The 18,565-nt window shown below is 73.6% G+C and carries 12 protein-coding genes and 1 pseudogene; 10 read left to right on the forward strand and 3 right to left on the reverse strand.

The window, feature by feature from the left end; genetic code table 11:
- Window positions 1–35 precede the first annotated feature (35 nt).
- The 3 genes from RLT57_RS01135 to RLT57_RS01145 all read left to right on the forward strand — a co-directional run bounded on the left by RLT57_RS01135 (window position 36) and on the right by RLT57_RS01145 (window position 4,090).
- Window positions 36–947, forward strand: coding sequence for a carbohydrate ABC transporter permease (locus RLT57_RS01135; RefSeq protein WP_311300525.1), 912 nt, complete (start codon window positions 36–38; stop codon window positions 945–947).
- 121 nt (window positions 948–1,068) lie between these two features.
- Complete coding sequence (locus RLT57_RS01140; RefSeq protein WP_311295466.1) at window positions 1,069–2,418, forward strand: ABC transporter substrate-binding protein; 1,350 nt, start codon at window positions 1,069–1,071, stop codon at window positions 2,416–2,418.
- Between the two features lie 148 nt (window positions 2,419–2,566).
- On the forward strand, window positions 2,567–4,090 hold the full coding sequence (locus RLT57_RS01145) for an alpha-L-fucosidase (RefSeq protein ID WP_311295467.1): 1,524 nt from the start codon (window positions 2,567–2,569) through the stop codon (window positions 4,088–4,090).
- Between the two features lie 60 nt (window positions 4,091–4,150).
- Here the strand turns inward: RLT57_RS01145 and RLT57_RS33210 are convergent.
- A pseudogene (locus tag RLT57_RS33210) lies at window positions 4,151–4,336 on the reverse strand (RICIN domain-containing protein); the annotation flags it as partial.
- Window positions 4,337–4,594: 258 nt separating this feature from the next.
- Between RLT57_RS33210 and RLT57_RS01150 the strand changes: the two are divergent.
- Together RLT57_RS01150 and RLT57_RS01155 are read left to right on the forward strand one after the other, a co-directional pair.
- Window positions 4,595–5,590 carry a LacI family DNA-binding transcriptional regulator gene (locus tag RLT57_RS01150; RefSeq protein ID WP_311300526.1) on the forward strand — a complete coding sequence of 332 codons (996 nt, stop codon included), beginning with the start codon at window positions 4,595–4,597 and terminating at the stop codon, window positions 5,588–5,590.
- Between the two features lie 145 nt (window positions 5,591–5,735).
- A complete protein-coding gene (locus tag RLT57_RS01155) occupies window positions 5,736–7,496 on the forward strand; it encodes a glycoside hydrolase family 35 protein (protein WP_311295468.1) in 1,761 nt (586 codons plus the stop codon).
- A 683-nt stretch (window positions 7,497–8,179) separates the two neighbouring features.
- On the opposite strand, the gene RLT57_RS01160 is transcribed toward RLT57_RS01155, so the two are convergent.
- On the reverse strand, window positions 8,180–8,803 hold the full coding sequence (locus RLT57_RS01160) for an ROK family protein (protein ID WP_311295469.1): 624 nt from the start codon (window positions 8,801–8,803) through the stop codon (window positions 8,180–8,182).
- A gap of 369 nt (window positions 8,804–9,172) precedes the next feature.
- Here RLT57_RS01160 and RLT57_RS01165 point away from each other — a divergent pair, with 369 nt between their 5' ends.
- Both RLT57_RS01165 and RLT57_RS01170 read left to right on the forward strand, forming a co-directional pair.
- Window positions 9,173–10,351, forward strand: coding sequence for an LLM class flavin-dependent oxidoreductase (locus RLT57_RS01165; protein ID WP_311295470.1), 1,179 nt, complete (start codon window positions 9,173–9,175; stop codon window positions 10,349–10,351).
- A 217-nt stretch (window positions 10,352–10,568) separates the two neighbouring features.
- Window positions 10,569–11,642 carry an LLM class flavin-dependent oxidoreductase gene (locus RLT57_RS01170; RefSeq protein WP_311295471.1) on the forward strand — a complete coding sequence of 358 codons (1,074 nt, stop codon included), beginning with the start codon at window positions 10,569–10,571 and terminating at the stop codon, window positions 11,640–11,642.
- A 314-nt stretch (window positions 11,643–11,956) separates the two neighbouring features.
- Here the strand turns inward: RLT57_RS01170 and RLT57_RS01175 are convergent, their stop codons facing one another.
- Window positions 11,957–12,352 carry a hypothetical protein gene (locus RLT57_RS01175; protein ID WP_311295472.1) on the reverse strand — a complete coding sequence of 132 codons (396 nt, stop codon included), beginning with the start codon at window positions 12,350–12,352 and terminating at the stop codon, window positions 11,957–11,959.
- Between the two features lie 1,371 nt (window positions 12,353–13,723).
- Between RLT57_RS01175 and RLT57_RS01180 the strand changes: the two genes are divergently transcribed.
- The 3 genes from RLT57_RS01180 to brxC are packed head-to-tail and all read left to right on the forward strand — an operon-like array spanning window position 13,724 to window position 18,557.
- Entirely contained in the window at window positions 13,724–14,554 is an 831-nt protein-coding gene (locus RLT57_RS01180; protein ID WP_311295473.1) for a hypothetical protein, read from the forward strand.
- Entirely contained in the window at window positions 14,551–15,108 is a 558-nt protein-coding gene (locus RLT57_RS01185; RefSeq protein WP_311295474.1) for a BREX protein BrxB domain-containing protein, read from the forward strand. Before RLT57_RS01180 ends, RLT57_RS01185 begins: the two co-directional genes overlap by 4 nt.
- Window positions 15,105–18,557, forward strand: coding sequence for a BREX system P-loop protein BrxC (brxC, locus tag RLT57_RS01190; RefSeq protein ID WP_311295475.1), 3,453 nt, complete (start codon window positions 15,105–15,107; stop codon window positions 18,555–18,557). The genes RLT57_RS01185 and brxC overlap by 4 nt, the downstream gene beginning before the upstream one ends.
- The last annotated feature ends 8 nt before the right edge of the window (window positions 18,558–18,565 follow it).

Genomic DNA, 18,565 nt, shown 5'->3' on the forward strand with positions numbered 1-18,565 from the left:
CCAACGTCACCGACGTCACCGACAGCGCCCGCACCCTGCCTTCCCGGCGCCGGACTCACCCCGTGCCCCGGGCCCGGCGCCTCACGCGCCGCCACACCCCCGGCCGGCCGCGCCGCAGTGTCCTGCTCACGGTACTGACCAGCCTCGTGGTGATCTACACCCTGGTCCCACTGGCCTGGCTGTTCGTCAACGCGTGCAAGACCCAGCCGAGGCTGCTGGACTCCTTCGGCCTGTGGTTCAGCGGCCACTTCGCGCTGTGGGACAACGTCCGGCAGACCTTCACCTACGACGACCACATCTTCGTCCGCTGGCTGCTGAACACCCTGCTGTACGTGGTGGCCGGCGCGGGCGGGGCGACGTTCCTGGCGGTGCTGGGCGGCTACGGGCTGGCGAAGTTCGACTTCGCCGGCAAGCGGGCGGTGTTCGCGGTGGTGATCGGCGCGGTGGCGGTCCCCGGCGCGGCCCTGGCGGTGCCCACCTTCCTGATGTTCAGCAAGATGGGCCTGACCGACACCCCCTGGGCGGTGATCATCCCCTCCCTGATCTCGCCGTTCGGTCTGTACCTGATGTGGGTGTTCGCCACCGAGGCGATCCCCAACGAGCTGCTGGAGGCGGCCCGGGTGGACGGCTCGGGCGAGCTGCGCACCTTCCTCCGGATCAGCCTGCCGCTGCTGGCACCCGGCATCGTCACCGTGCTGCTCTTCACCGTGGTCGCGACCTGGAACAACTACTTCCTGCCGCTGATCATGATCAAGGACCCCAACTGGTACCCGCTGACCATCGGCCTCAACTCCTGGAACGCGCAAGCCCGCACCGTCGGCGGCGAGCCGGTCTTCAACCTCGTCATCACCGGGTCGCTGCTGACCATCGTGCCGCTGATCGCGGCCTTCCTTCTCCTCCAGCGCTACTGGCAGTCCGGACTGGCGGCCGGCAGCGTCAAGGAGTGATCACCGGCGCCGCCCGGCGCCGGCCCCCCCACGTCCCCCCTGCTGGTCCTTCCCCTGGCACACCCGAGCGGTGCGGCGGGGCCGGCTCCGCAGAACACCACGTACAACGGAGTGAAACGAGATGACGAACAAAGTGGTTCGCCGGTGGGCACAGGGTGTCGCGGTGCTCGCCGCCGCCGCCCTGGGGCTGACGGCATGCGGCTCGTCCGGGAGTGCCGACTCCGGCTCGGACGGCAAGACGTCCGGTGCGAACGCGGTCCGGTCGGCGCTGGCCAAGGGCGGCTCGATCACGGTGTGGGCGTGGGAGCCGACCCTCAAGCAGGTGGTCGCCGATTTCCAGACCGAGTATCCCAAGGTGCACGTCAAGCTGGTCAACGCCGGCACCGGCAACGACCAGTACACCGCGCTGCAGAACGCCGTCCAGGCCGGCAAGGGCGTCCCCGACGTCGCCCAGGTCGAGTACTACGCGCTCAGCCAGTTCGCCCTCGGCAAGTCCGTCGCCGACCTCAGTCCCTACGGCGCCAAGGACCTGGCCAAGACCTACTCCCCCGGCCCGTGGAACTCCGTGAACATCGACGGCGGCGTCTACGGCCTGCCGATGGACTCCGGCCCCATGGCGCTCTTCTACAACAAGAAGGTCTTCGACAAGTACAAGCTGCCCGTCCCCACCACCTGGGACCAGTACCTCGATGACGCCCGCAAGCTCCACCAGGCCGACCCCAAGGCGTACATCACCAGCGACACCGGCGACGCCGGGATGACCACCAGTCTGATCTGGCAGGCCGGCGGCAAGCCGTACCAGGTCGACGGCACCAAGGTCTCCGTCGACTTCGGCAGCGACCCGGGCACCGCGACCTACACCAAGGTGTGGCAGCAACTGGTCTCCCAGCACCTGCTGTCCCCGGTCCCGGGCTGGAGCGACCAGTGGTACAAGGGGCTCGCCGACGGCACCATCGCCACCCTGACCACCGGCGCGTGGATGCCCGCCAACTTCACCTCCGGCGTCGCCTCCGCCTCCGGTGACTGGCGGGCCGCACCGCTGCCGCAGTGGCAGGCCGGCGCACAGGCCAGCGCGGAGAACGGCGGCAGCTCACTGGCGGTCATGCAGGCGAGCAGGGACAAGGAACTCGCCTACGCCTTCCTGCAGTACGCCGACCAGGGCGCCGGTGTGCAGACCCGGATCAAGGGCGGCGCCTTCCCGGCGACCACCGCGGACCTGGACTCCCCCGCGTTCCTCGACACCGCGTTCCCGTACTTCGGCGGCCAGCAGGCCAACAGGATCTTCTCGCAGTCCGCGAAGGACGTCGTGCCCGGCTGGTCCTACCTGCCGTATCAGGTCTATGCCAACTCGATCTTCAACGACACCGTCGGCAAGGCGTATGTCTCCGGCACCTCGCTGGCCGATGGGCTCAAGGCGTGGCAGGACCAGTCGGTCGCGTACGGCAAGCAGCAGGGCTTCAGCGTCGGCTGACGACTCCGCTGACCGCTCGCGTCCGGCCGGGACGCACCCGCTGCGCCCGAGCGGCGCACCCGGTGCGTCCCCCGCCCGACCCCTCCGAGCGGGCGGATGCCGCGGCCAGCCCGGCCCGCACCGTCTCCGACATCTGCGAGGAACCGACATGACCGTGGGGCAGCCCTCCCCCAGCAGACGCACCCTTCTGGCCTCCACGGCGGCCGCGGCCGCCATCACCGTGATCGGCGGACCGGCGCGGGCGAGCACGTCCGCCCGCCCCGTACTGCCACCTCCCCCGCACCGCGGCAACGCGACGGACATGGGCCTGACCCAGCAGAACGCCGCCTCGATGCAGTGGTACCTCAAGGCCCGGTTCGGCATGTTCCTGCACTGGGGCGGGTATTCCGGACCGGCGCAGGGCGAGTGGTACATGTACAACGCCGGCATCAGGCCGGACCCGTACCGCGCCCTGGTCACCCCGCCGGGCCCGAGCGCCTTCAGCCCGGACGCCTACCGCCCGGTCGACTGGGCCGTGCTCGCCGTCGAGGCGGGCATGCGCTACGCCGTACTGACCACCCGCCACCACGAGGGCCTGGCCCTCTTCCCCTCTGCGCATCCCGATGCGTGGTCCACCGCCCAGCTCCCGGGGGCACGTGGATACGTCCCCGGGTGGGGGCACGACTACGTCACCGACTTCGTCCGCGCCACCAGGGAACTGGGCCTGCGCACCGGTCTGTACTACTCCCCGATCAACTGGCGCTTCCCCGGCTACTACGACTGGACGGGCACGAACTGCCTGGGCAACCCGTTCGGCTACACCACCTCGCCGGCCAACAGGGACAACGCCCGGCATCTCAAGGAGCTGGTGTACGAGCAGGTACGCACCCTCACCACCGGCTACGGCGACCTCGACCTCCTGTGGTGGGACGGCGGCTGGATGGGCCAGCAGGGCACCGACGCCGACGGCGCCTTCTTCTGGGAGCCGGGCCACTACCGCGACCCGGCCAACGCCTGGCCGGTGGACCCCCGGTACGGGCAGCGCGAACCGTACAGCGGTCGGCCGCTCGGCCTGATGGGGATGGTGCGGCAGAACCAGCCGCAGATCCTCGCCACACCCCGTTCCGGCTGGATCGGCGACTACGCGGTGGAGGAAGGCGGTGCGCTGCCGACCGGACCGGTGCGTGCCCAGCCCACCGAGAAAACGTTCAGCATCGGCGGCACCTGGGGCTACAGCCGGGGCGCGGGCGTCATGGACTACGACTCCGTCATCTCCGTACTGGTCAACAGCTGGGTACGCGACATGAACGTGCTGCTGAACGTCGGACCCGACGGGCACGGCACCATCGTCGCGCCGATGGCGGACATCCTGCGCCGGGTCGGAGCCTTCCTGCGGCAGCACGGCGAAGCCGTCTACGGCACCCGCGGCGGGCCGTGGAACCCGGTGGACGGACAGGTCGGCTACACCTACTGCGGCGACACGGTCTACGCACACCTGCTGCCCGGCCTGCCGGGCACCGCGTTCACGCTGCCGTACGCGGACGGCGCACACGCAGCCGAAGTCCGCCAACTGGCCACCGGCAGGCGGCTGGACTTCACCGTCGGCACCGACGGGCGGGTCACCGTCACCGGCATCGACCGCGCCGCGGTTCCGCTGGACACGGTACTCGCCGTGCGCTTCACCGGCGGCTGAGCCGTGCCGCTGCAGGACCCGGCAGCAGGATGTCCGGTGCCTGCCGGCGGCCGCCCCGGTGACGGTGTGACAGCCGTCGCCGGTCGGGGTGAGAGTCCACGGCTGGTCGGCGGCCCCGGTGACGGTCTGCCCGACGATCGCCGTGCCGTCGGCAGTGCCGGCCCCGCCGGTGTCCGAGGCCAGGCCGCTGTCGCCGTTGACGACCTCGTAGGTTCCCGACAGGTTGGTCGCCGTGCCCGGCGTGATCTGGAGGCGGCCGCACTGGGCCCCCTAGCACCCGCCGGCGCCGTGAAACCATGCTTGCGCACCCATACTCTCCTGCGCTACCCGGCCGGACACCGCGCAACGCCTACAATCAGGCGATCGGCCGCCGGAGGCGCGGCCGGTCCGTGGGCAGCGAGGTGTGCGACCGCAGTGGAGAAGAACACGGAGACCGGCCCGGCCGACGGAGAGCCGCGCCCCCGCGCCGAGGGTCCTCGGCCGCAGCGCAAGCGGGGCGCGTCGATGGCGGATGTGGCACAGCTGGCCGGCGTGTCCTCGCAGACGGTCTCCCGCGTCTCCAACGGCTTTCCGGGGGTCGTGGAGTCGACCCGACAGCAGGTGCGGGCGGCGATGAAGGAGTTGGGCTACCGGCCCAACAGCGCGGCCCGCGCGCTGAAGCGAGGTGAGTTCCGCACCCTGGGCGTGATCTTGTTCAACATGTCCACCACAGGGAACATGCGCACCCTGGAAGCCGTCTCCCTGTCCGCCGCACAGGAGGGGTACGCCACCACGCTGATGCCGGTGACCGTGCCGTCACAGGACGAGGTGCGCGGCGCGTTCACCCGGCTCGGTGAGCTCGCCGTCGACGGCGTCGTCCTGCTGATGGAGGTGCATCTGCTCGACGCCGCGATGGTTTCACTGCCGCCGAACGCACAGGTCGTCGTGGTCGACTCCAACGCCGGGGACCGCTACTGCGTGGTCGACACCGATCAGGCCGGCGGCGCCAGGGCCGCGGTGCGGCACCTGCTCGGCCTCGGGCACAGGACGGTCTGGCACGTGGCGGGCCCGGAGGGTTCCTACTCGGCCGAGCGGCGGGTGGAGACCTGGCGCGAGACGCTGACCGAGGCCGGGTGCGGGATCCCGGAGCCGCTGCGCGGCGACTGGTCGGCGGAGTCCGGCTACCGCGCCGGCCGCCGGATCGCCGAGGACCCGGACTGCACGGCGGTCTTCGCCGCGAACGACCAGATGGCCCTGGGGGTACTGCGCGCGCTGCACGAACACGGACGCCGGGTACCCGAGGACATCAGCGTGGTCGGCTTCGACGACCTCCCGGAGTCCTCGTCCTTCATGCCGCCGCTGACCACGGTGCACCAGGACTTCTCCGAGGTCGGGCGGCGCTGCGTGGAGAGCGTACTGCGCCAGATCCGCAACGACACGGCGGAGAAGGGCACCACCCTCGTGCCGACCCGCCTGGTCGTCCGGAGCAGCACCGCACCGCCCATCGGACACCGCCCGTAGCCGCCGGCCCCCCGCCGGCGGTGTCCGTTCGCCCCCGCACCCCTGCGTCTTGACACATCAGAAGCGCCTAGTCAGACTCACTATACTTGATGGTTGCGTAAACATAGATCTTGAGTTCCCGCCTGACGTAGAGGACCACCACCCCATGCCCACTTTGCGTGTCGAACGAGACGGCTTCCGTCTCGACGGAGAGGCGTTCCGCATCATCTCCGGCGGCCTGCACTACTTCCGAGTGCATCCCGACCAGTGGCGGGACCGGCTGCGCAAGGCCCGGCTGCTGGGGCTGAACGCGGTGGACACCTACATACCGTGGAACCTCCACCAGCCGCGTCCGGACCACTGGCGGTGGGACGGCGGCCTCGACCTCACCGCCTTCCTCGACCTTGCCCGGGAGGAGGGCCTGCACGTGCTCCTGCGCCCGGGGCCGTACATCTGCGCCGAGTGGGAGGGCGGCGGCCTGCCGTCCTGGCTGCTGGCCGATCCCGACATCAGGCTGCGCAGCACCGACCCGCGCTACCTGGCCGCTGTGGACGACTACTTCGACGAACTCCTGCCCCGGGTGCTGCCGTATCTGGGCCCGCGGGGCGGGCCGGTGCTGGCCGTCCAGGTGGAGAACGAGTTCGGGGCCTTCAGCGACGGTTCCGAGGACGACACCGCCTACCTCACCCATCTGGTCACCGGGCTGCGCGAACGCGGTGTGGACGTACCGCTGTTCACCTGCGACCAGCCCTCCGACCTGACCCGCGGCAGCGTGCCCGGTGTGCTGAGCACCGCGAACTTCGGCTCCGGCGCGGCCACGCACCTGCCCGCGTTGCGGGCGCACCAGCCCGAGGGGCCGCTGATGTGCGCCGAGTTCTGGAACGGCTGGTTCGACCGCTGGGGCGGTGTGCACGTCGTACGCCCGGCGGCCGACGCCGCCGCCGAACTGGACACCATGCTGGCGGCGGGTGCGAGCGTCAACCTGTACATGTTCCACGGCGGCACCAACTTCGGCTTCACCAACGGCGCCAACGACAAGCACACCTACCGGCCCACGGTCACCTCCTACGACTACGACGCCCCGCTGGACGAAGCCGGCGACCCCACCGCGAAGTTCACCGCCTTCCGGGAGGTCATCGCCCGCTACGCGCCCGTCTCGGACGCGCCGCTGCCCGAACCGTCGAAGAAGCTGAACCTGCTGGGCGTCGAACTGACCGAGCAGGCGGCGCTGTTCGCCGATCTCGACCTGCTGGGCGCGGCCGAGTCCGCCGACCGGCCGCTGACCATGGAGGAGCTGGGCCAGGACTTCGGCTTCGTGCTCTACGAGACCCGGCTCGACACACCCGGCCGCACCCTGCTGCACGCTCCGGGCGTACGCGACCGCGCCCAGGTCTTCCTCGACGGCCAGCCGGTCGGCGTGCTGGAGCGTGAGAGCCATGAGCACACCCTCGCCTTCACCGTACCGGCGGGCGGCGCGGCCCTCACCCTGCTGGTGGAGAACCAGGGCCGGGTCAACTACGGCCGTGGCATCCACGACCGCAAGGGTCTGATCGGACCGGTCACCGTCAACGGCGCTCCCGCCACCGGCGGTTGGCGCAGCCGCCCGCTGCCGCTCGACGACCTCGGCGGCCTGCGCTTCGGCCCGGCCGCACCCGGCGTCGGACCGGCCTTCCACCGTGGCGCCTTTGAGGTGGCCGGACCCGCCGACACGTACCTGGACCTGTCAGGATGGACGAAGGGCTGCGCCTGGATCAACGGCTTCGCGCTGGGCCGCTACTGGTCCCGCGGCCCGCAACAGCGGCTGTACGTGCCCGGACCGGTGCTGCGCGCGGGTGCCAACGACGTCGTCCTGCTCGAACTGCACGCGGCCGCCCGGACCTCGGTGGACCTGCGGGACGCACCGGACCTCGGCCCCGCTGAGGAGTGAACCAGGGCGTGTCTGACGGGTATCGGTATCTGCCCGGCAGGGCGGGGACTGCGGCGTCCGGTGCGCGCGCTCGCAAGGCGGAGGGACGTCCTCGGCACAGGCCCCGCCCGGACCAACCCGGCGACACGGCGAGCACGCGCACCGGACGCCCCGGACCAGGCAGGATTCGTCGGACACGGCCCAGAAGCGACGGCGCCCGCCTGTCGCCGGCAGGCGGCACCCTGGCTTCGGCACCCATCGCCCGGCAGGGGGAAACTCCGTCTGCGAAGCAGGACAGGTGCGCAACCGTCCTGCTGGAGACCCTCCCCCTTGATCCGCCCGGCGTCCGCGGCACCCCGATTCCGAGGACGGCGCGATGAGCCGGCGACGACCAGCCGGGGAGCACTACCTCGACCCCTGCCCCCGGGAGTTCGAAGGCCGCGGGTCCCCGCGCAGCGCACCGCGCGGGCGGCACACCGGGAACGACCGGCCGAAGGCGGCGCGCGGTTCGGCCCGCGCTGCCATGTCCCGCTCCAGGCGGCGGCCCTCACGGACTCGCTGGAACCGGGCGAACACTCCTGCACCGCGGGACATGCCTACGTCGCCGGTGAGTTGACCACGGGCGACGAGGGCCCGCCCGTCCGCCGCGGGGGCCGGCGGCGGGACCGCCGGCTGAGGGCCGCTTCCCGCCGGGCGCCCGGCGGTCAGCCCGCGGGCTGGGTCGTGGTGGCGATCGCCGCGGTGTGACGGGCGGAGTCACGGAAGGTGGAGACCCCGAGACCGGCCAGGAAGCCCTCCAGCGCGAAGATCCCCGCACCGGGGCTGACCGGGTTGCCGATAAGCGTCGGCATCTCGGTGCGGGTGGCGTTGAAGGTGCGGTCGAAGGTGTGCTGTGCGGCCGTCTCCGCCGCCGCGGGCACCAGCCGGGGACCGGGCAGTTCGGTGACCCAGCCGCCCACCACGGTCACTGCGGGGTTGAGCATGTTGATCAGGTTGGCGATGCCCACTCCGCGGTACCGGGCGGTCTGCCGCAGCACCGCACCCGCGGTCTCGTCGCCGCGGGCCAGTCCCCCGGCGAGCGCGGCGACGGTGGCCGCCTGGTCCTCGGCCCGCAGCGGCCGGCTGTCCGGCACGTACTCCCGCAGCTGCTGCACGATGCCGCGCGCGCCCACGTACGCTTCCAGGCAGCCGCGGTTCCCGCACCGGCACGGTCGCCCGTCGATGACGACCGCCGCGTGGCCCCGTTCGCCGGCCGCGATGCCGGTGCCCCGGACCAGAGCGCCGCTGACCGCGAGCCCGGCGCCGGCTCCGGCACCGATGGTGAGCACCGCGAGGTCGAGTTCTCGTAGTGCGCGATGAGCACGTACTTCCGGGTGCTCGCGTTGTAGATGACCTTGATCCGCTCCAGGTGGTTGCCCGACGCGGTCGACAGGTCGGCGGCGGGCTTGCCGTCCAGGACAGGCTCCGGTGGAGCCGGCTCGGATCGACATCGCCACGCGGCGGGCCCTCGGTATCCGCGCGGCGGCCCGCCGTCCCCGCGGAGCCGGCCGGCCGGCGTCCGGGCGGTCGCACCGACGCGGCCCGGCGGCTGGACCACAATGGACGGGTGATCGCGATTTCCCCGCCACTGGCCGAGGAGGAACTGACATTGATCGAGCAGTACGGCATCCACAAAACCGGTTTCTGTGCGCAGTGCCGTGGCTGACGCCGCGCCCCGGGGCGCGCACGGGGTGGGGGCGGGGGTCGAGGACGGCCGGCCGTTCCGGCTCGCGTTCCTGCTGCACCTCGACAACGGCCAGGCGCCCGCTGCGGCGTACCGCGAGGCCGTCGACCTGTTCGTCGCGGCGGAGGAGCTGGGCTACGACTCCGGCTGGGTGATCCAGCGGCACTTCCGGCAGGGGAACGAGCACGTCTCGGCGCCGCTGGTGCTGCTCGCCGCCGTCGCCGAGCGCACCCGCCGCATCCGGCTGGGCACCGGCGTTCTGGTGCTGCCCCTGGAGGATCCGCTCAAGGTGGCCGAGGACGCCGCGCTGCTGGACGAGCTGAGCGGCGGGCGGCTCGAACTGGGCGTCGGCTCGGGACCCTTCCCCGGTGCGTGGGAGGCGTTCGGCAAGGATCCCGGCGCCCGGCACCGGCTCTTCGACGCCGCTGTCGACCGGCTGCACGACGTACTCGCCGGGGCCCCGGTCAACTCGCTCGGCGAGGTTCTCCACCCGCCCGCGCCCGGACTGCGGCAACGGGTGTGGCAGGCCACCACCAGCGACCCGGCGCTCGCCGTGGGGGCGGCCGTGCGCGCCGCGCGGGCCGGCGACGGCCTGCAGCTGTCCCGGTCGACCGGGTGGGCCCCGCAGCACAGCCGGGAGCGGCAGGCCGAGTTGGTCGCGGCGTACCGCGACGCGTGGTCCTCGGCGCAGGGCTTGCCGCGGATACAGGTGTCGCGGGCGGTCTACCCGGCCCCGGACCGCGCCGCCGCCGTCCGGGCCGTCGCCCCGGGGGTCCGCCGCTGGCAGTCGTGGTTCCCGGGCCGGGAGGACGGCGCGCGGCTGAGTGTCGAGGAGTACCTGGACCACGACCGGGCCCTGCTCGGCCCCGCGGAGCTGATCGCGGAACGGCTGGCCGCCGACCCGGCGCTGGCCGCCGGTACGGACCTGCTGGTCAGCTTCGTGCCCGGGGTACCGGAGTTCGCCGAGCACCTCAGGCTGCTGCGGTCCGCCGCCGAGGACGTCGCGCCGCTGCTCGGCTGGCGGCCGGCGGCGGAACGGACGACGGCGCCGGGGCGGCAGGCCCCGCCCGGCGCGGGCACCCCGGCCGCGGGCGGCCCCCGTTCGGACCCGCCGGGCGCCCCCGGCGCGGCCGGAAAGGAGCGCACCCCGTGACCCAGCCGCCCCCGGTCCCGTGCCCGACGGCGGCACGGCGTCCGGGTACCGCGGGGCGGACCGGCCACTGCGGTCCGCCCGCGTACCCCGGCGCCGAACGGCGTGGGCGGCCGCCGGCGCGACCGCGCCGCCGTCCCCGCAGCCCGCGCCGCCCCGCCGGCGGAACGCACCCCACCGGTCAGGGCCGTCCTGCCCGGCACCCCATCGGAGCCCTGACATGAGCCGACAGTTCCTCTGGTACATCCCCAACACGATCGAGCCCGGCCACCGCGGCGACGACACCAGGACCGGGTGGGGGACGCTCGACTTCTCCGCCGAACTGGCCCGCGCCGCCGAGGACCACGGCTGGGACGGCGCCCTCATCGGCACCGGGTGGGGCCGGCCCGACACCTTCACCGTGGCCACCGCGCTGGCGGCGCGCACCACCACCTTCCAGCCGCTGGTGGCGGTCAGGCCGGGCTACTGGCAGCCCGCGCAGTTCGCCGGCGCCGCCGCCACCTTGGACCAGCTCAGCCGGGGACGCCTGCTGGTCAACATCGTCAGCGGCCTGGACAACGCCGCCGCGTACGGCGACGGGGAGAGCGATCCGGCCCGCCGCTACGACCGCACCCGGGAGTTCCTCCAGCTCGTCCGCCGGCTGTGGACCGAGGAGAACGTCACGTACAAGGGCGAGTTCTTCGCCGTGGCGGACTCGACGGTGGGCCCGCGGCCGTACGGCGCCGAGAACGGCCGCACCCCGCGGCTCTACTTCGGCGGGGCCTCCGCGGCGGCCGAGCGGGTCTCGGCCGCCGAGGCCGATGTCCAGCTGTTCTGGGGCGAGCCGCTGGACGGCGTGGCCGAGCGGGTCGACCGGCTCAAGGCGCTCGCCGCGTCCGTCGGCCGCACCCACGCGCCGCTGGAGTTCGGTCTGCGGATCACAACCCTGGTCCGGGACACCACCGAGGAGGCGTGGCGCGACGCCGAGGAGAAGGTGGCCCGGATGGGGGGCCGCAGCGAGTCGACGATGGACAGCGGCCGGCGGCGGGCCGTCGGCCAGCAGCGGCTCTACGATCTCGCGCGGCGCGGCGAGGTACTGGACACCTGCCTTTACACCGCCCCCGGGCGGTTCGGCGGCGGCGGGGCGGCGACCACCTGGCTGGTCGGCTCTCCCGACGACGTGGCCGCGGCCCTGCGCAAGTACGGTGAGCTCGGCATCACCCACTTCATCCTGTCCGACACCCCGTACAAGCCGGAGGTGGCGCGGATCGGGGACCAGCTGCTGAGCCGCCTGCGGGAGCCGGACCCGGCCTGACCGCCGCTCCCCCGGCGCGACGGCACCCGGACCCCGCCGTCCCTGCCGGCGCGGGCGCCTGTCGCCGCGGGGTGCGCCGGCGGGCTCTCCCGCGGGCGGCCCCGGGGCCGGGGCCGCCGCGTGGCGGGTTCTGCGGCGGACCGCGCGGGGCGCCCGGCGCGGGGTCCGTTTCCTTCGGCCGGCGGACCCGTTGGTCGCTTCATGACGGTTCTGACCGAGCGGCTGGTGCCGGACGACCTGTGGCGGATGTTCCGCCGGGTGGTGCCGGCGACGGAGGTGCGGCGTCCGCGGGGCGGCGGACGCCGCCGCGCCGGCTACCTCGGCAGTTCGCGGCGGAACCACGCGTACGGTACGGCGGTGGAGTAGGCCCGGCCCTTGTCGCTGTCGGGCACCGCCGGATACAGATCGCCCCTGTCGTCGAGGAGTCCGTGTCCCGGGTAGAAGACGACGAGCGTGTCCGCGGCCTCCTGCGCCGCTTCGTGCACGGCGTCGAAGAAGACCGCGGGCGAGGAGGGTTCGAGCACCGTCCGGCAGTGCGATGCGGGCAGGCCCCATCCGTCCGGCGACGTCGGCACGTCCTTGAGGTCGGCCACGCTGGTCGCCACCGACGGCAGCGGATGGAGCGTCCGGTACCGGCTGGGGCCGATCAGGACCGCACGGGAGTCCTTCAGGTCCGGCAGACCCGGCAGCTCCGGCAGGTCCGTCACCACGCGGGCCCGTCCCGCTCTTCCCACCCCTCTTCCGGCGGCTCGGCCGGCCCGTCGTCCGGCGCGGCGGCCGGCGCGGGCAGCAGCCCGGCGGCAGCGGGCCGCGCACCGTGATCCTGGTGCCGTCCGGGTACTCGGACGTCACCGCCGGTCCGTGGCCCGGCCGGGTGCTGGGCCACTGCGCGAGCGCCGGGCCCTACGAGGCGACGCTGAAGCCGGAGTGGATCGCCGGCGTGATCCCCGTCGAACGCCTCGCCCGTTCCGTCCCGCGGGTGGGGTGTGCCCGCCTCCATGGTCGCCCGCGCGCCCCGCCGGGCCGAGGGATCCAGCAGCAGCCATGCGTTGGGTGACCGCAGTCCCCCGCCTGCCGGCGAGTCCTCGACGGAGATTCTTACCCGCCTCAATGTCAGCCTGTCGTTTACCTGCCCGCTACCTGTCCGCCCTGTCGCAGGATGGCGGTCCTATGACGCCGCGTGGTCCGCTTCCAGCCGCGACGTGTTTCTTCTGGGGCCCGCCGACCGGCCGTCGACGGCGCCGGTGGCCGTGGGTTTCCGCGCGGCTCAGGGGGCCGCCCGGCCGATCGGCCCCGCGCTTGGCGCCCACAAGAAACGCCCCGCCGACCTGCGGGTGGGCGACGCGCCGCCGACGCCCTGCCACCGGTCGGCAGCGGCGGCTCTGCCGGGTCGGGACGATCCGCCGCGCCGTGGCGTCGGCGCCGGGGCGCCGGAGATCCGGCCGGCCCGGCGGGAATTGCCGTCCGTGATGTGGCCGGGACACCGGCGTTGCGCCGCCGGTATTCCCACCCCGCCGTTCCGCCGCCGTTCCGCCGCCGGTTCGCGCTTTTCCGGTCGCGTACTCCCGGCGGTCTTTTCCGTTCAACAACGAGCGGACTCCGCTCCGTTCCGATCGGATACCGCGCGCGCCGCAGGGGACGCGGGAGGCTTTCGCGTGTGGCCCGGCGGGACACGCCGACGGGGGCCTGTCGTGCGGATCCGCGCGTGGATCCGCACGGGTCGGGGAGCGGGGTCCGGTGCGTCGCGGCTGCGCGGCTGAGGAGGGGGGCGGCGCGGTGCGTCGCCGACCGGCGGGAACGTGGCAGGCGTGCGGACCGGGGCCCGCGACGCCGCGGAGATCCACCCGACGGGCCCCAGCCGCGGATGTGCCGACACCGGGACGGGGTTTGGCCGTCGGCGCCGGGCCGCCCCGCCAGCGGCAGCCGCACCTCGCCGCGCCGCACCGCGCCCGCACCTCGCCCGCACCTCGCCCAGCCGGGAGCAGGCGGGTCCGCCCGGCCGCCGGTGCCGCCCCGGCTGCCGATGGCGGGGCGGGGCGGCCGGTAGGGTGGTGGCGGCAAAGGGATGGGCAGAGAACGAGGTGACCAGAGCGTTGGCGCGGTCCGACATCGTGGCTGGGGACCGGGCGGGCGGGGCCAACACCAGTCACACGATTGCTCTTGAGCTGCTCGGCCGGCTGCTGGCCACCGTTCCGGGCGGCGCGAGCGCCGGGGACTACCACCGCGCGGCCGTGGACGACAACGTCCTGGGGAGGTCGACGCTGGAGGGGCGGCGGCGGGCGTTCCGGTACCTGCGGGAGCTGTACCTGCTGGACCCGTCGCGGCTGCTCTTCCGCGCGCTGCGCGACCTGTGGGACGAGGACCCGGCGGCCCGCCCGCTGCTGGCCGGGCTCGCCGCGCTCGCCCGCGACAGCGTGTTCCGGGCCAGCGCGGCGGCGGTGGTCCCGGCGCCGCCCGGCACCGTGGTGTCCTCCGCGGACCTGGCGCGGGCCGTCGCGGCCGCCTTCCCCGGCTCCTACAGCGGGGCGAGCGTGGCCAAAATCGGCCGCAACACCGGCTCCTCCTGGACCCAGACGGGGCATCTGCGGGGCCGTACCGGCAAGACGCGGGTACGGGTGGAGGCCCGTCCGGCCGCCGCCGCCTTCGCGCTCCTGCTGGGGCATGTGCAGGGCGCCCGCGGCCAGGGGCTGTTCACCACCCGGTGGGCCGGCTTCCTCGACCGTGACGCCCACGAGCTGACGGCGCTGGTCGAGCGGGCGGGTCTCGACGGCTACCTGGAGAACCGGTCGGCCGGGGGCGTCGTCGAGATCGGCTTCCGGCACCTGCTCAGGCCGTTCGACCGTGAGGACGCCGAGGACGCCGAGGACCCCAAGGACGCCGAGAGCGCCGAGAGCGCCGGAGGGGCCGCATGACCGACATGGACGCCCTCGCGCGGGCGTACGCGCGCTTCGTCGCCCTGCCGTGGGCGGGCGACCTCGCGTACCCGCAGCGGGTCTGGACGGTCGTCTACCCGCCGCGCGACGAGCGGCGGCTGCGGGCCCGGCTGGCCGAGTTCGAGATCGCGACCACCAAGTCCGGGCACGGCTGGCGGCAGGTGGACGTCACCGACGCGTTCGCCGGCTGGCTCGGCCGCCACCCGTACCGTGACGCGTACTTCGAGGAGCCCGAGCTGCTCTCCGGCGCCGCGCTGGAGGACTTCGACCGCTATGTCCAGGAGGCGGTCGTCGCCGCGCTCGAGGACCCCGCCGCCGACGAGAACACCGCGGTGGCGCTGGTCGGCGTGGGGTCGCTCTTCCCCTTCTCGAAGGTGAGCCGGGTGCTCGACGGGGTGGGCGGATCGGTTCGGGGGCGGCTGGTGGTCTTCTTCCCCGGTGAGCGCGACGGCTCCAACTACCGCCTGCTCGAAGCCCGGGACGGCTGGAACTACCTCGCCACACCCATCACCGACGCGAAGGACGCGCTGTGACGTTGAACCGGGAGCTGTTCGTAGAGGACCCGACCGACAAGGACATCCCGAACCTCGGTGTGTCGAAGGTCGGCCGGCCCGCCGACGCCAAGGAGTGGGAGGTCCTGCGCTACGAGCTGTCCAGCTTCGTGTGCGAGGGCGAGTACGAGAACGGCCTCGACCTCGTCCTGGGGACCTACCTGCGCCACCTGGGGCAGGCGCAGCAGCCGGCGGTGTGGGTGAGCGGGTTCTACGGGAGCGGGAAGTCGCACCTGGCGCGCGTACTGGAGTTCCTGTGGCAGGACGTGCGGCTGCCGGACGGCGCGTCCACCCGGGAACTGGTGGACTTCACGCCCCGGATCGGGGAGTCGCTGCGCGAGCTGTCCACGGCGGCGGAGCGGGCCGGCGGGCTCTGGTCGGTGTCCGGGATGCTGGGATCGGGCGCCGGGGAGAGCGTCCGGCTGGCCTTCCTGTCGGTCCTGCTGCGCGGCGCCGGCCTGCCGGAGAAGCTCGCGCCGGCCCGGTGCGCGATCTGGCTGCACAAGGAGGGCATCCACGCCGCGGTACGGGAGTACGTCGAGCGGCACGGCGGCGACTTCCGGCAGGAGCTCCACAACCTCTACGTCGCGCGGCTGCTGCCGCTGGCGGTCCTCGACGCGCTGCCCGGATTCGCCGACAGCGCCGCGGAGGTGCGCAAGCAGCTGCGGGAGCAGTTCCCGGAGCGCGCGGACATCAGCGACGACGAGATGCTCACCGTCCTCGGCGACGTCCTCGGCCTGATGTCGACCCGTCCGGGCCGGATCCCGTGCACGCTGGTCGTCCTCGACGAGATGCAGCAGTTCATCTCCGAGGATCCCGAGCGGGCCCTGGGTGTGCAGAACCTGGTCGAGCTGTGCTCGGCGAAGTTCCAGAGCCGGCTGCTGATCGTGGCCACCGGCCAGTCCGCCCTCCAGGCCACGGCCACCCTGCAGAAGCTCACCGACCGGTTCAGCGTCCAGATCCAGCTGTCCAACACCGATGTGGACAGCGTCATCCGCAAGGTCGCGCTGCGCAAGCGCGCGGACCGGATCGGTGAGCTGGAGAGCACCCTGGGCCGGGTGTCGGGGGAGATCGACCGGCAGCTGAGCGGATCGCGGATCGCGGCGGCCCCCGGTGACGGCCCGGACCTGGTGCCGGACTACCCGCTGCTGCCCTCGCGCCGCCGGTTCTGGGAACAGGTGCTGCGCGCGGTGGACAAGGGCGGCAAGGCGGGCCAGCTCCGCACCCAGCTGCGGGCGGTGCACGAGGCCAACCGCCATGTCGCGCGGTCGGCCGTCGGCACCGTCGTGCCCGCCGACTTCATATACGGACAGCAGTCGTCCGGGATGCTGCAGAGCCGGGTCCTCCTGCGGGAGGTCGAGGAACTCATCCAGAACGAGAGGAAGCAGGGGCCGGACGGCGAGCTGCGCTCCCGTGTCCTCGCGCTGGTCTTCCTGATCGCCCAGCTCTCCCGCGAGGGCTTCACCGACACCGGGGTCCGGGCGACCGCCGAACACATCGCGGACCTGCTCGTCGACGATCTCACCGGCGCCGGCGACCGGCTGCGCCGCGACGTACCGCGGCTGCTGGAGGAGCTGCGGGCCGAGTCCAAGCTCCAGCGGGTCGACGACGAGTACCGGCTCCAGACCCGGGCCGGCCAGGAGTGGACCAGGGACTTCCAGGCGCGCCTGTACGCCTTCCTCAGCGACGCGGGCCGCGTGGCCGCGGCCCGCGACAAGGAGTTGCGGGACGCCGTGGGGCGGCTGGTCCAGCGCGGCACGACGCAGGGCGTGAGCAGGACGCAGCGGACGGTGTCCGCGCATTTCGGCGACACCGCGCCCGCCGTCGGGGCCGACGTACCGGTCTGGGTGCGTGACGGCTGGGACGTCACCGGCAAGCAGTTCACCGACGAGGCGACCGGGGCTGGCCAGGACTCCCCGCTGGTCTTCGTGCACCTGCCCAAGCACGAGCCCGACGCGCTGCGCCAGGCGCTCGGCGAGCTGCGCTCCGCGCAGGAGACCCTCGACGCCAGGGCGCGTCCCACGACGGACGAGGGGCTCGCCGCCCAGCGGGCCATGCAGTCCACCCGCGACAGCGCGCGCGAGCGGGTGGACGCGCTGGTCGGCGAGGTCGTACGAGGCGGGTTCGTCGTGCAGGCGGGCGGCAACCGGGTGGCGGGAAGCGACCTGAGGAACGCGCTGGCCGCCGCCACCGAGCGGGCCCTGGACCGGATGTACCCCAAATTCGGCGACGGCGACCACACCGGCTGGGGCACGGTGGTCAGCCGGGCGCAGCAGGGCAACACCGACGCGCTGGCCGCGGTCGGCTACAGCGGCGACGCGGCCGGGCACCCGGTGTGCAAGGCGGTACGGGACGCGGTGCCGGGGACCGGCGCCACCGGCCTCGAACTGCGCCGGCGCTTCGAGTCCTCGCCGTACGGGTGGCCGCGCGACGCCGTGCACGGCGCGCTGCTGGTGCTGCTGCTGGCCGGGGAGATCACCGCCGAGGACAGCGGTACCCCGGTGACCGCCCGCGACATCACCCCGACGAGGATCGGGAAGCTCTCCTTCCGTCGCGAGGGCGCGTCGCTCGCGCTTCCGCAGCGGCTCGGTGTGCGGCAGGTCCTCACCCGCGCAGAGGTCCCGTTCCGGAACAACGAGGAGGCGGCCGGCTGCGCCGCGCTCCTGGACCGGCTCGGCGAGCTCGCGCAGGCGGCGGGCGGATCGGCCCCGCTGCCGCCGGTGCCGTCCGCCGACTCCGTCCGCGAGCTGCGGACCCGCCGGGGCAACGACCTGGTCGTCGGGGTCTTCGAGCGGCGGGAGGCGCTGCTCGCCGAGATCGAGGAGTGGACCAGGCGGGCGAGCCTGCGGCAGCCGCGGCTGGACGCCTTCCGGCAGGCGCGGAGTTTGGCGGCCCACGCGCGGGACCTGCCGGCGGCGGCTTCGGTGGTCGGCCGGCTGGAGGCGGTGTCGGCGGGGCGGCTGCTCCTGGACCGGGTGGACCCGGTCGGGCCCGTCGTGCAGGAGCTGACCGCTCTTCTGCGCGCGGAGGTCGGGTCCCGGGCCGAACGCCACGACACGGCCCTGCGCGAGGCGCTCGACGAGCTCGGCGCCGACGAGACGTGGCGCGCGGCCGGCGCCGACCAGCAGCAGGCCGTCCTGGCCGGGACCGGCCTGGTGCCGGTCGCCGCCGCCGACCTGAGCGGGCCCGCGGCGGTGCTCGCCGCTCTGGACCGCGAGTCGCTGTCGTCCTGGGAGAACCGCATCGTCTCGGTGCGGGTCCGCCTGCAGCAGGCACGGGAGAAGGCGGCACGGCTCGCCGAGCCCACGGCCTTCCGGATCGACCCGCCGCCCGCGACGCTGCGCTCCACCGAGGACGTGGACCGGTACGTCGAGCGGCTGCGGGCCGTGCTCACCGCCGCGCTGGACGAGCACGGCTCGCTCATTCTCTGAGGGGAACC

Source organism: Streptomyces sp. ITFR-21 (genome assembly GCF_031844685.1).
Classification (GTDB): Bacteria; Actinomycetota; Actinomycetes; order Streptomycetales; family Streptomycetaceae; genus Actinacidiphila.